This is a genomic window from Burkholderia orbicola (assembly GCF_900100915.1).
In the GTDB taxonomy this organism is placed as follows: Bacteria; Pseudomonadota; Gammaproteobacteria; order Burkholderiales; family Burkholderiaceae; genus Burkholderia; species Burkholderia orbicola.
The window spans coordinates 2,531,920-2,544,109 of the sequence record NZ_FNKW01000002.1 but is presented as its reverse complement, the minus strand read 5'-3'; the positions used below and the strand labels follow the sequence as shown (position 1 = coordinate 2,544,109).

The 12,190-nt window shown below is 69.6% G+C and carries 13 protein-coding genes; 8 read left to right on the top strand and 5 right to left on the bottom strand.

The features are described from left to right. Positions 1 to 942, bottom strand: coding sequence for a helix-turn-helix transcriptional regulator (locus tag BLS50_RS28270; protein ID WP_011547171.1), 942 nt, complete (start codon positions 940 to 942; stop codon positions 1 to 3). 217 nt (positions 943 to 1,159) lie between these two features. On the opposite strand from BLS50_RS28270, the gene BLS50_RS28265 reads away from it, so the two are divergent. The 4 genes from BLS50_RS28265 to BLS50_RS28250 are packed head-to-tail and all read left to right on the top strand — an operon-like array spanning position 1,160 to position 5,314. Beyond that, positions 1,160 to 2,812: a (2,3-dihydroxybenzoyl)adenylate synthase gene (locus BLS50_RS28265; RefSeq protein ID WP_074805893.1), complete on the top strand. Its 1,653-nt coding sequence runs from the start codon at positions 1,160 to 1,162 to the stop codon at positions 2,810 to 2,812. Continuing rightward, complete coding sequence (locus tag BLS50_RS28260) at positions 2,809 to 3,582, top strand: thioesterase II family protein (RefSeq protein WP_074805890.1); 774 nt, start codon at positions 2,809 to 2,811, stop codon at positions 3,580 to 3,582. Before BLS50_RS28265 ends, BLS50_RS28260 begins: the two co-directional genes overlap by 4 nt. Beyond that, complete coding sequence (locus BLS50_RS28255; RefSeq protein ID WP_011547168.1) at positions 3,579 to 3,884, top strand: isochorismate lyase; 306 nt, start codon at positions 3,579 to 3,581, stop codon at positions 3,882 to 3,884. Before BLS50_RS28260 ends, BLS50_RS28255 begins: the two co-directional genes overlap by 4 nt. Continuing rightward, positions 3,881 to 5,314 (top strand): isochorismate synthase, encoded by a 1,434-nt coding sequence (locus BLS50_RS28250; protein WP_074805887.1) that lies wholly within the window; start codon positions 3,881 to 3,883, stop codon positions 5,312 to 5,314. The genes BLS50_RS28255 and BLS50_RS28250 overlap by 4 nt, the downstream gene beginning before the upstream one ends. Positions 5,315 to 5,327: 13 nt before the next feature. On the opposite strand, the gene BLS50_RS28245 is transcribed toward BLS50_RS28250, so the two are convergent. Continuing rightward, on the bottom strand, positions 5,328 to 6,212 hold the full coding sequence (locus tag BLS50_RS28245) for a LysR family transcriptional regulator (protein ID WP_074805883.1): 885 nt from the start codon (positions 6,210 to 6,212) through the stop codon (positions 5,328 to 5,330). A 78-nt stretch (positions 6,213 to 6,290) separates the two neighbouring features. Here BLS50_RS28245 and BLS50_RS28240 point away from each other — a divergent pair, with 78 nt between their 5' ends. Continuing rightward, positions 6,291 to 7,592, top strand: a complete 1,302-nt coding sequence (locus BLS50_RS28240) for an aspartate aminotransferase family protein (protein WP_074805880.1) — start codon at positions 6,291 to 6,293, stop codon at positions 7,590 to 7,592. Between the two features lie 73 nt (positions 7,593 to 7,665). Here BLS50_RS28240 and BLS50_RS28235 read toward each other — a convergent pair whose 3' ends face one another. Next, on the bottom strand, positions 7,666 to 8,415 hold the full coding sequence (locus BLS50_RS28235) for an SDR family oxidoreductase (protein ID WP_074805878.1): 750 nt from the start codon (positions 8,413 to 8,415) through the stop codon (positions 7,666 to 7,668). Between the two features lie 100 nt (positions 8,416 to 8,515). Between BLS50_RS28235 and BLS50_RS28230 the strand changes: the two genes are divergently transcribed. From BLS50_RS28230 to BLS50_RS28220, 3 genes are all read left to right on the top strand, one after another. Continuing rightward, positions 8,516 to 9,433: an AraC family transcriptional regulator gene (locus BLS50_RS28230; protein WP_074805875.1), complete on the top strand. Its 918-nt coding sequence runs from the start codon at positions 8,516 to 8,518 to the stop codon at positions 9,431 to 9,433. Between the two features lie 73 nt (positions 9,434 to 9,506). Next, on the top strand, positions 9,507 to 10,364 hold the full coding sequence (locus BLS50_RS28225; RefSeq protein WP_011547162.1) for an AraC family transcriptional regulator: 858 nt from the start codon (positions 9,507 to 9,509) through the stop codon (positions 10,362 to 10,364). A gap of 44 nt (positions 10,365 to 10,408) precedes the next feature. Then, entirely contained in the window at positions 10,409 to 10,816 is a 408-nt protein-coding gene (locus BLS50_RS28220; protein WP_006484757.1) for a DUF2000 domain-containing protein, read from the top strand. A gap of 30 nt (positions 10,817 to 10,846) precedes the next feature. Here BLS50_RS28220 and BLS50_RS28215 read toward each other — a convergent pair whose 3' ends face one another. Beyond that, entirely contained in the window at positions 10,847 to 11,197 is a 351-nt protein-coding gene (locus BLS50_RS28215; RefSeq protein ID WP_074805871.1) for a VOC family protein, read from the bottom strand. A gap of 65 nt (positions 11,198 to 11,262) precedes the next feature. After that, a complete protein-coding gene (locus BLS50_RS28210) occupies positions 11,263 to 12,186 on the bottom strand; it encodes a DMT family transporter (RefSeq protein WP_023475666.1) in 924 nt (307 codons plus the stop codon). Positions 12,187 to 12,190: the final 4 nt, after the last annotated feature.

Genomic DNA, 12,190 nt, shown 5'->3' with positions numbered 1-12,190 from the left:
TTAGATCGCCGCGCCCGCCAGTTCCTCGTTGTCGATCGCGTTCGACGACACGCGGATATCGCTCGGCGAAATGCCGTAGCGCTTGCGGAACGCGATCGAAAAATGCGCGGGGCTGTAGCCGACGCGGTACGCGACGGTCGACACGTTCGCATCCTCCGCGCACAGCATCGCGTGCGCGGTCCGCAGCCGGTATTCCTGCAGATACGCGTACACGCTCGTGCCGAACACCTTGCGGAAGCCGGCCGTCAGCTTGCGCGAATTCATCCCGACGCGGCTCGCGAGCGCGTCGAGCGTCGGCGGATGCTGAAGCTCGCGCGTCAGGATGTCGCTCGCCGCATACACGCGCTCGACATCCGACGACGTGACCCGCACGTCGGCCGGCGCGTGCTGCCGCTGCGTGGCCAGCAACTGCGCGCTCAGCGCGGTCAGCTCGAACGCCTTCGCCTTCAGGTAGTACTCGCGCACCGCGCCCTCGAACGGGCACGTGGCGATCTGCACGGCGAGCGCCTGCAGCGCCTTCGACGCCGGGCAACTGACGATGCGCGGATCGCCGCCCGTCGGCGCGAGCATCTTCTCCGGCAGCAGGCTCAGGTTGCGGTCGAGCGCATCGAGGCCGAGCTGCACGATCGTGTAGCGCAGCGGTACGTCGCGGTCGTAGATCTGGTGCGTCGTGAATTCGCCGTCGTTGGCGATCACGCACAGGCCCGGCCCCTTGATGCATTGCTCGGGCTGGCCCGGCACGCGGCAGCGCAACTGCCCGCTCTGCACGAGGACGAGCTTCAGCCCTTTTTCGAGCGGCTCCTCGTACCAGTCGCGGCTATCCGAGCACAGCGTGCCGCTCATGAGTTTCATGCCCGCGTCGATGTGCACCACACCCGGATGATTGCCGGGCACGAGCACCGGCGGGTGACGTCGTGACGAAGCGAAGGAGGTCGATCTCATCGGAGGTCCGTTGGTTGGGCGGCACGCGCGGACCGGCGCGCGCCGGCGGCAACCGGCCGATTGTCCGGCCGGACCGGGCGGGTGCCGCGCGACCGACGCCCGATCGAACGAAATTGCCGCGATATCGAAAGAAACGGCGCTATCGCAGCACCTGTTGCAAATGATAATACCTCTCATTTACATTTTCTGACAACTTGCCGGAACCCAAGGTCAGCGCATGCAATCCTCCCCTTCCTCCCTGGCGGCGGCCGTGCCGGCCGACGCGCCCGACTGGCCCGACGACTTCGCGCGCCGCTACCGCGACGCCGGCTACTGGCAGGACACGACGTTCTTCGACGCGCTCGATGCCTGCGCGCAGCGCCATCCCGACGCGCTCGCCGTCGTCGACGGCGCGCTGCGGCTGCGCTATCGCGATCTGCTCGCGCGCATTCGCCGCCTCGCGGGCGGCCTCGCGCGCCTCGGCCTGGTGCGCGGCGACGCAGTCGTCGTCCAGTTGCCGAACGGCGCGCGCTTCATCGAGACGTGCTTCGCGCTGTTCCAGCTCGGCGTGCGGCCGGTGCTCGCGCTGCCCGCGCACCGTCACTACGAGATCGGCGCGTTCTGCCGCTTCGCCGGTGCGCGTGCTTATCTCGGCGCGTCGCAGCTCGGCGATTTCGACTGCCGGCCGCTCGCGGCCGCGTTGCAGGCCGACTGCCCGACGCTCGAGCACATCGTGATGGCCGGCGACGATCACGCGTTCACGTCGTTCGACGCGCTGTACGACGCGGCGCCCGTGCACGACTGCGCGGCACGCGCCGACGACATCGCGTGCTTCCAGCTGTCGGGCGGCACGACCGGCACGCCGAAGCTGATTCCGCGCCGCCATCGCGAATACCTGTACAACGTGCGCGCGTGCAGCGCCGCGAGCGGTTTCGATGCCGACACCGTCTATCTCGCCGCGCTGCCGATGGCGCACAACTTCACGCTGTGCTGCCCCGGCACGATCGGCGCATTGCTCGCAGGTGGCCGGGTGGTAACGACCGCGCGGCCCGAGCCCGACCAGAGTTTCGCGCTGATCGCGCAGGAACGCGTCACGCATACCGCGCTCGTGCCGCCGCTCGCGCTGCTGTGGCTCGACGAGCAGCCGCAACGGCAGGCCGACCTGTCGAGCCTGCGCGTGCTGCAGGTCGGTGGCGCACGGCTGATGGACCACGCGGCCGAACGCGCGACGCCCGTGCTCGGCTGCCGGTTGCAGCAGGTGTTCGGCATGGCCGAAGGGCTCATCTGCTGCACGCGGCTCGACGATGCGCCCGAGCGCATCGCGCACACGCAGGGCCGCCCCGTCTCCGAAGGCGACGAAGTGCGCATCGTCGACGAAAGCGGCGCACCGGTCGCGCCCGGCGAGATCGGCGAATTGCAGGTACGCGGCCCGTACACGATCCGCGGCTACTACCGGCTCGCGGAGCACGACGCGACGGCATTCACGGCCGACGGCTTCTACCGCAGCGGCGACCGCGTGCGGCGCACCGCGGACGGCGACCTCGTCGTCGAAGGCCGCGACAAGGATCAGATCAACCGCGGCGGCGAGAAGGTCTCCGCCGAGGAAGTGGAGAACCTGTTGCTTGCGCATCCGCAGGTGCACGACGCGGCGGTCGTCGCGATGCCCGACCCGATCCTCGGCGAGCGAACCTGCGCGTTCGTGGTCGCACGCGCGCCGGCCCCGTCCCGACTCGTGCTGAAACGCTACCTGCGCGACCGCGGGCTCGCGGCCTTCAAGATCCCCGACCGCATCGAATTCATGCCGCGCTTTCCGGAAACCGGCATCGGCAAGACCAGCAAGAAATCGCTGCGCGACCTGCTGCGCCGCCAGTTGCAGGCGGCGGCCGCATGAGCGCGCCCGCGACCGGTTCGAGCTGGATTCGCGAGTTGCGGCTGTCGCCGTGCCCGCGCGCGCAGCTCGTCTGCTTCCCGCATGCGGGCGGCACCGCGAATTTCTTTCGCGGCTGGAGCCGTGTGCTGCCGTGGGACGTCGATCTGCTCGCGCTGCAGTATCCGGGCCGCGAAGAACGCTTCGGCGAGCCGTGCCTGCGCTCGATCGACGCGCTCGCCGGCCCCGCCGCCGACGCGCTGCAACGCTATGCCCATGCACCGCTCGTGCTGTTCGGGCACAGCCTCGGTGCGGCCCTCGCGTACGAGGTCGCGGTGCGGCTCGAGGCGCGCGGCGCCGCGCCGCTGTACGTGGCCGTTTCCGCGCTGCCGCCGCCGCATCGCCAGCGCCCGTCGGACCTGCACCTGCAATCCGACGACGCGCTCGTCGGCGACGTCGCCCGGCTGTCCGGCGAGCACGCCGCGCTGCTCGCCGATCCGGAAATGCGCGCGATCTACCTGCCGATGATCCGCCACGACTACCGCGCGATCGAAACGTATCGGCGCGACCGCCCGCCGCGCATCGATGCGCCGCTGGGCGTGATGCTGCCGCTCGCCGATCCCGAGCTGGACAGCGACGAGGCGCACGCGTGGCAGGACGTCGCGTCGCGCCCGATCCGCGTCGAGACGTTCGACGGCGACCACTTCTACCTGCGACACCAATACCCGGCGGTGATCGCTCATCTGGTCGAACGGATCGACCAATCCCTTCGTTACGGAAAGGAGTACACATGAAAACACCGGACGCCTGCACGGGGCTGCCCGACATTCGCGAAGCGATCGATCGGCTGGACGCCGACATCATCGACGCGCTCGGCCGGCGCATGCAGTACGTGTTGGCCGCGTCGCGCTTCAAGCCGAACGAAGCGAGCATCGCCGCGCCGGAGCGGGTGGCCGCGATGCTGCCCGACCGGCGCCGCTGGGCCGAACAGGCCGGCCTCGACGCCGACTACGTCGAAACGCTGTTCGCCCAGCTCATCGCGTGGTACATCGCGCAGCAAACGCAATACTGGCGACAACAGCGGGGGCTTGCATGAACGCCGGCCTTCCGCTGCTGCACGACACGTTCGCGCGTGCGGCCCGCCGCGCCGCCGCCACCGGCACGCCGACGCTGGCGTCGGTCTCGGTGCCGCTGCGCCCGCTCGACTTCTTCAACCTGATCGCCGCGTGGGACGACGGCGTCACGCCGTGGTGCTTCCACGAAGCCGGCGATGCGTCCGTCACGCTGTACGGCTGGGATTGCGCGGTCGAACTGAGCGCCACCGGCGACACGCGCTTCGCGCAGATCGATGCGCGCTGGCGCACCCTCGTGAGTGATGCAATCACGGCCGGCCCGCAGCCGCCGCGGCTGGTCGGCGGCTTCCGGTTCGATTCGCGCGGCCCGCGCAGCGCGCACTGGGCATCGTTTCCCGATGCGAGCATGACGCTGGCGAAGCTGCTGATCGTGCGCGAAGGCGATGCGCACTGGGCCGTGTGCCAGCAGGTCGTCGCCGCCCACGACGATCCCGCCGCGCTCGCGCATGCGTGCCTCGCGCGGATCGAGTCGCTCGGCGCGCTTGCTCCGGCCGCGGAAGACGACGCGCCGCACCTGCTGCACACGCAGGCGCTCCAGGCGAGCGAATGGCAGCACGAAGTCCGTCGTGCGGTGGACGCGATCCACGACGGCGCATTCGGCAAGGTCGTGCTCGCCCGCGACGTGCTCGAACAGTACGCGCGGCCTGTGGCGATCGCGCCGCTGCTGCGCCGGCTGCGACGGCGCGACGCGCATGCGCACCTGTTCGCGGTCCGTCGCGACGGAGCGTGCTTCGTCGGCGCGACGCCGGAACGGCTCGCGCGTGTCGCGGCCGGCGACGTGCGCACGCATGCGCTGGCCGGCACGATCCGGCGCGGCGCCACGCCCGACGACGATCGCGCACTCGGCGCCGCGCTGATGGCTTCCGCGAAGGAGCGGCTCGAGCATGCGCTCGTCGTCGACGCCATCCGTGCCGCGCTCGCGCCGCTGTCGCGCGCACTCGACGTGCCCAATCAACCGTCGCTGCACCGGCTGCCGAAGCTCCAGCACCTGAGCACGCCGATCCGCGCGACGCTGAATGCGGATGCGACGCTGTTGCAGGTGGTCGCGGCGCTGCACCCGACGCCCGCGGTGGCCGGCCATCCGCGCGCACCAGCGCTCGATCACATCCGTGCGTACGAAGGCTTCGATCGCGGCTGGTATGCGGCGCCGATCGGCTGGATCGATGCGCACGGCAACGGCGACTTCATCGTCGCGCTGCGCTCGGCGCTGATCGCGGGCGGCGCGTGCCGGCTGTTCGCGGGCTGCGGCATCGTCGCCGATTCCGAGCCGATCAACGAATATCAGGAAACCGAACTGAAGCTGTCCGGCATGCAGGCGGCGATCCGCGTGCGCGAGGCGGCGACGGAGCGGCCGGGCCGCACGCAGGCGTCGGCTTCGTCGATGGTCGACTGATTCACGTCGGCCGTCAAAGCAACGGCAGCGTTTGCCGGATATGGTCGGCGAAGGCTGCCGTCAGGTGCGACGGCCGCTTCCGGTCGAACCGCAGCGTAATGCCCACGGCGGGCAACGGCGGCAAGCGCGGATCGCCGTTGACGATCGCAAGATCGGCCGGCACGGCCGTCTGCGTCATCACCGCGAACGCCTGACCCGAACGCACCAGCGCGATCAGCCCGGCAAGGCTGCTGCTCGCATACGCGACGCGGTAGTCGCGGCCGGCGCGGTTCAACGCGTCGCACGCCGCGAGGTGATCGAGCGTGTCGCGGTCGGACAGCGCGAGCGGCAGCGGATCGAAATGCGCGGGTGCGAGCCCCGGATAGCCGATCCAGACCAGCGGCTCGCGGCGAATGACGTCGTCGGTCGCGCCGTCGTCCGGCACGGAAATCATCGCCAGATCGACCGCGCGCTTCTCCAGCTGTTCGACGAGTCGCGGCGTCGGCCCACAGACGACTTCGACGATCGCCTGCGGATGCTGACTCGAAAACTGCCGCAGCAGCGACGGCAGCCACACTTGCGCGTAATCGTCCGGGCACCCGAACCGGATCGTCCCCGACAGCCCCGTGCCGCACAGGTCGGCCATCGCCTCGTCGTGCAGCCGCAGGATGCGCTGCGCATGCACGAGCAGCCGCTCGCCCGGCTGCGTCAGCACCACGCCACGGCCGGTGCGCTGGAACAGCGGCTGGTCGACCACTTCCTCGAGCCGCTTCATCTGCTGGCTGAGCGCGGATTGCGTGCGGCCGACGCGCGCGGCCGCGCGGCTCAGCGCGCGCACCTCGGCGATCACGACGAACGAGCGCAGCAGGTCGATTTCGAGCGAAAGCGCCAAGGTATTAGCCCCTTTTCTAGCTTGCATTAGAACTATTCGATTCCATCAAACCAGACGCGCGCCTAGACTGCAAGCGATCCCTGCCCTTTTGCCCGGAGCCGCCCGATGTCCCTGAACGACGACGCAACCTTCTGGCGCAACGCCAGGCAGCACCTGGTCCGCTACGGCGGCACGTTCGAGCCGATGATCGTCGAGCGCGCGAAGGGCAGCTTCGTCTACGATGCCGACGGCCGCGCGATCCTCGATTTCACGTCGGGCCAGATGAGCGCGGTGCTCGGCCACAGCCATCCGGAAATCGTGTCCGTGATCGGCGAATACGCGGGCAAGCTCGACCACCTGTTCAGCGGGATGCTGTCGCGGCCGGTCGTCGAGCTCGCGACGCGCCTGGCCGATCTCACGCCCGCCGGCCTCGACCGCGCGCTGCTGCTCAGCACCGGCGCGGAATCGAACGAGGCGGCGATCCGGATGGCGAAGCTCGTCACCGGCAAGTACGAGATCGTCGGCTTCGCGCAGTCGTGGCACGGGATGACGGGCGCCGCCGCGTCGGCCACGTACAGCGCCGGCCGCAAGGGCGTCGGCCCCGCGGCGGTCGGCTCGTTCGCGATTCCGGCCCCGTTCGCGTACCGGCCGCGCTTCGAGCGCAACGGCGCGCACGACCCGCTCGCCGAACTCGACTACGCGTTCGACCTGATCGACCGCCAGTCGAGCGGCAATCTCGCCGCGTTCATCGCGGAGCCGATCCTCAGTTCGGGCGGGATCATCGAATTGCCGGAAGGCTATATGGCCGCGCTCAAGCGCAAGTGCGAGGAACGCGACATGCTGCTGATCCTCGACGAGGCGCAGACGGGCGTCGGCCGCACCGGCACGATGTTCGCGTGCCAGCGCGACGGCGTGACGCCCGACATCCTGACGCTGTCGAAGACGCTCGGCGCCGGGCTGCCGCTCGCGGCGATGGTCACGTCCGCGGCCATCGAGGAACGCGCGCACGAGCTCGGCTACCTGTTCTATACGACCCACGTATCCGACCCGCTGCCGGCTGCGGTCGGCCTGCGCGTGCTCGACGTCGTGCAGCGCGACGGCCTCGTCGCGCGCGCCAACACGATGGGCGAGCGGCTGCGGCGCGGCCTGCTCGACCTGATGGAACGCTTCGACTGCATCGGCGACGTACGCGGACGCGGGCTGCTGCTCGGCGTCGAGATCGTCAAGGATCGCCGCACCAAGGAGCCGGCGGACGGGCTCGGCGCGAAGATCACCCGCGAGTGCATGAAGCTCGGGCTCAGCATGAACATCGTGCAGTTGCCCGGCATGGGCGGCGTGTTCCGGATCGCGCCGCCGCTGACCGTCAGCGACGAAGAGATCGACCTCGGCCTGTCGTTGCTGGAGCAGGCGATCAAGCGGGCGCTGTAACGTAACGCCGTTCTCTCCGTCACGCGATTCGTCGCGCCGGTTCAACCGGCCGGCGCGACGGATTCCCTCTCGTTCAACCCGCTTCCGCCGCCCACGCCTGCGCATCGGCGCCGGCCGGCATGCGCATCGGGCTGGACGGATCGGTCGCCGCGCGCCACACGGCTTCGGCGACGTCCTGCGCATGGGTGATCGGCCCCGACGCATCGAGCATCCGCGCGACGGCCTTGCCGACGAAATCCGCATACGCCTCGTGCTCGAAGCCATGCATGTTGGCTCGTGCGTTGTCGGAGAAACGCGTGTCGGGCGCGCGGCCCGGCAGCACGAGATGCGCGCGCACGCCGAACGGTTCGAGCTCGGCCGCCATCGATTCGGTATAGGCATTGACTGCCGCCTTGCTCGCGCGATACGCGCTGACCAGCGGCAGCGCTTTCAGCGTGACGCTCGACGTGACGTTCACGACCACGCCGGCGCCGCGCGTGCGAAACTGCGGCAGCACGGCCTGCGTCACCGCGATCGTGCCGATCGTATTGGTGTCGAACAGCGCGCGCACCGTGTCGAGCGGCAGGAGTTCGGCCGGTGCGGCCGCGCCGAAGCCCGCGTTGTTGACGAGCACGTCGATCGGGCCGGCGGCGTCGATCGCGGCGCGAATGCTGTCCGCGTTCGTCACGTCCAGCGGCAGCACGCGCAAGCGCTCCGACGGCGGCAGCACGTCGTCGTTCGGCTTGCGCATCGTCGCGACGACCTGCCAGTCGCGCGCCAGGAAATGGCGCGCGATTTCGAGGCCGAAGCCGGAGGAACAGCCGGTAATCAGTACGGTCTTCATGCGAACTCCTCGGGTGTGTTGAGCATGTGTCCGTACGATAGATGGCCGGAACCGTATTCGCTACAATCGACAATCCGCTTTTCTTTTGCGAGAGTCCGGCATGATCGACCCGCTGACCGAAGTCGTGACGCTGCTGCAACCGGGCGCGCGGTACTCGAAGTACGTCCGTGGCGCGAGCCCGTGGGCGATCAGCCGCACGGTCGCCGGCGAGCCGTTCTATTGCGCGGTCCTCGACGGCGGCTGCCGGATCGCGATCGACGGGCACGCGCCGATCGAGCTGCTGGCCGGCGATTTCATGCTGATTCCGGCGGCCTACGGCGTGGCGATGTCGAGCCTCGAACCGCCGCCGCCGGGCGTCGACACCGCGCCGCCCGTCATGCTCGACCACGGCGAATACCGGATCGGTGATCCGGCCAATCCGGTCGACACGCGAATGATGGCCGGCAACTGCAGCTTCGGTTCGCCCGACGCGGCGCTGCTGGTGTCGTTGCTGCCGCGCTTCGTGCACGTACGCGGCGAGCCGCGGCTGACCACGCTCGTGCAACTGGTGCGCGACGAATCGCGCGCGCAGCGGCCGGCCCGCGAAATCGTGCTGGCGCGCCTGCTGGAAGTGCTGCTGATCGAGGCGATGCGGTTCACGACCGGCACGCATGCATCGCCCGGCCTCGTGCGCGGGCTCGCCGACAGCCGCCTCGCGGCCGCGCTGCGCCGGATGCACGAACGCCCCGCGCACCCGTGGACGATCGTCGAACTCGCGAAGGAAGCCGCGCTGTCGCGCTCGACGTTCTTCGAACGCTTCAGCCGCGCGGTCGGCGTCGCGCCGATGGAGTACCTGCTGACATGGCGCATGGCGCTCGCGAAGGATCTGCTCCGCCGCAACGAAGGGCGCATCGCGGAGATCGCGGCGCGCGTCGGCTACAGCTCGGCGAGCACCTTCAGCGTCGCGTTCGCGCGGCACGTCGGCCGGCCGCCCGCGCAATATGCGCGCGACGAACAAGCGATGGTGAGCGAATCATGACCCGCACCCGCCCTCCCTGTTCCGCCACCCGCAACCCCGTTTCGTCGCACCACGACGACGGTCGAGGCCCCCGATGACGACCGACGCCAAGGCCGTCGGCACGACCGACCACTGGCTCGTCGCGCGCCGCGACGCGGAAACCGGCATCGAGAGCCTGCACGCGCATTTCAACGGCCATGCGTACGATGCGCACGATCACGACGACATGCTGGTCGGCTTCACCGAACAGGGCGTGCAGCGCTTTCAGTGCCACCGCTCGCTGCATACCAGCGTGCCGGGCCGCGCGATCCTGATCGAGCCGGGCGCGATGCACGATGGCCATGCACCCGAAGCCGGCGGCTTCACGTACGGGATGCTGTACCTGCCGCAAGCGTGGGTCGAGCGCGCCGCGCGCCGGCTCGACCTGCCGGGCCTCGGCAGCGTCGAAGCCACGTTCGGCCATACGCTCGTCGACGATCGCGGCCTCGTCGATGCGATCCGGAACGCGTTCTTCGCGATCCACGACAACGAAGGCCGGCTCGCGCGCGACCAGACGCTCGACCGCCTGCTGATACGGCTCGGCAGTCAACTGGGCGGCCCACTCGCACTGGAAAGCGGCGTCGTGCCGCCCGCGATCGCGCGCGTGCGCGACCTGCTGCACGCACACATGGACGGCAACCTCGGCCTCGACGAACTCGCGAGCGTCGCCGGCATCGACCGGTTCCGGCTGACGCGGATGTTCCAGCGTGCGTTCGGCACGTCGCCGCACGCGTACCTCGTGCGCTTGCGGCTGCGCGCCGCGCGCAAGCTGCTGGCTGCCGGCCGCACGCCCGCACAGGCGGCCGCCGACGTCGGCTTCGCCGACCAGAGCCACCTCGGCCGCTGGTTCCGCCGCGCGTACCGGATCACGCCGGCCGCGTACCGGCAACTCTGCACAAACGTTCCAGACTGATCGCGCACGACGTCCGATCATGGGCGCTCCAACGAGGAGCAAGCATGTTCGATACCAAAGTAGCGCTGATCGTGCGCGACGATCTCGCCGCGTGGCAAAAACTCAACGTGGTCGCATTTCTCGCGACGGGCGTCGCGGCCGGTGCGCCTGACGCGCTCGGCGAGCCTTACGAGGATGCGGCCGGGCGCCGCTACAGCCGGATGCTGGGCCAGCCGATGCTGGTGTTCGCGGCCGATCTGAATGGATTGCAGGCCGCGCACCGGCAGGCGCTGTCGCGCGAACTGACGATCGTGCCCTACGTGCGCGCGATGTTTTCGACCGGGCACGACGCGGCCAACCGCGCGGCGTTTCGCGCCGAGGATGCGGACAATCCGGATCTGGTCGGCCTGGCGTTGCACGGGCCGAAGAAGGCCGTCGACAAGGCGGTGAAAGGGCTGGCGTTGCATGCGTGAACGCCGGCATGCCCGGTTCGCCGTCGCCGCTCAGCGATGCGCGAGCACGTTGACGAGCTTGCCGAACGGGTCGCGCACGTAAAACCGCCGCACGCCCCACGGCTCGTCGGCCGGCCCGTATTCGACGGAAATGCCGGCCGCCCGGACCCGCGCGAGCGCTTCATCGACATCGTCGACCTCGATCGACAGATCGGGCGTCGGCGTGCTCGATCCGCCCTGCGACGCGAAGCTGATCTGCACGTCCATCTGCTCGGCGTTGCCGTAGGTCGCGATCCAGCCGTGGTCCATCAGCAGGTCGAGACCGAAGATCCGTTGGTAGAAGCACTTTGCATCGTCGATCGAGCGCGTGTCGACGTTGGCGACGATCCGTTTGACTTTCATCGGGTTCCTTCACGAGTCGGGCAGTCTCGCGAAGCTACACCGGAATCGCGCGCGCAACCAGTGCGTCAGCGGCCGGCCGTCTCCAGGTCCGCGCAGCGCGGCCGCGCGGGCCGCGCGCCGGGCTTGCCGGCCAGCCAGACGCCGATCGCGACCACGACGATGCCGACGTAGGTCGTCACCGCGATCCGGTCGCCGAACATCCACGCGGCCCACAGCAGCGTCACCGGCGGTTCGAGATAGACGAGCGTCGCCACGCGCGTCGCCGGCATGCGCTTGAGCAGCGCCCACAGCGACAGGTAAGCGATGAAGGTCGAGAACACCGTCAGCCACACGACCGACACCCACACGTTCGGCTGCGTCGGCACGTGCAGGTCGCCGGTGACGATCCCGCACGCCGCGAACAGCACGAGGCTCACGCCACCCTGCACGAACAGCGGCAGGAACAGCCCGTCCTCGTTGCTGCGCGCGGCCGTCAGCGCGCGGCGGCGCTGATAGATCGTCGCGATCGACAGCCCGAACGCGGACACCAGCGGCAGCAGGTACATGACGATCCCGACCGACCCGGCCGGCAGCGCATATTGGCCGCCGATCACGATGCCCACGCCGACGAACCCGACGACGAGCCCGGCCCACTGGCGCGCCCCGCTGCGCTCGCTGCCGCCGAACGACGTCATCGCCGCCGTGATGAGCGGCTGCAACGCCGCGACGATCGCGGCGATGCCCGGCGGCAGGCCGTGCTGGATCGCGACGTACACGCAGGCCAGATAGAGGAACTGCGACAGGAAGCCGATCACCGCGTGGTAGCGGATTTTCTCGAGCGTCAGGCGCCCGAGCTGCCGATTGAGGACGATCGCGAGGCACAGCGTCACGAGCAGGAACCGCCAGAACAGCAGGTTGAACGCGCCGGCCGTCTCCGCGCCGAGCTTGGCGCCGATGAACCCGGAACTCCACGACAGGACGAAAACGAGTTGAAGCAGGAAGAGCTGCATGGCG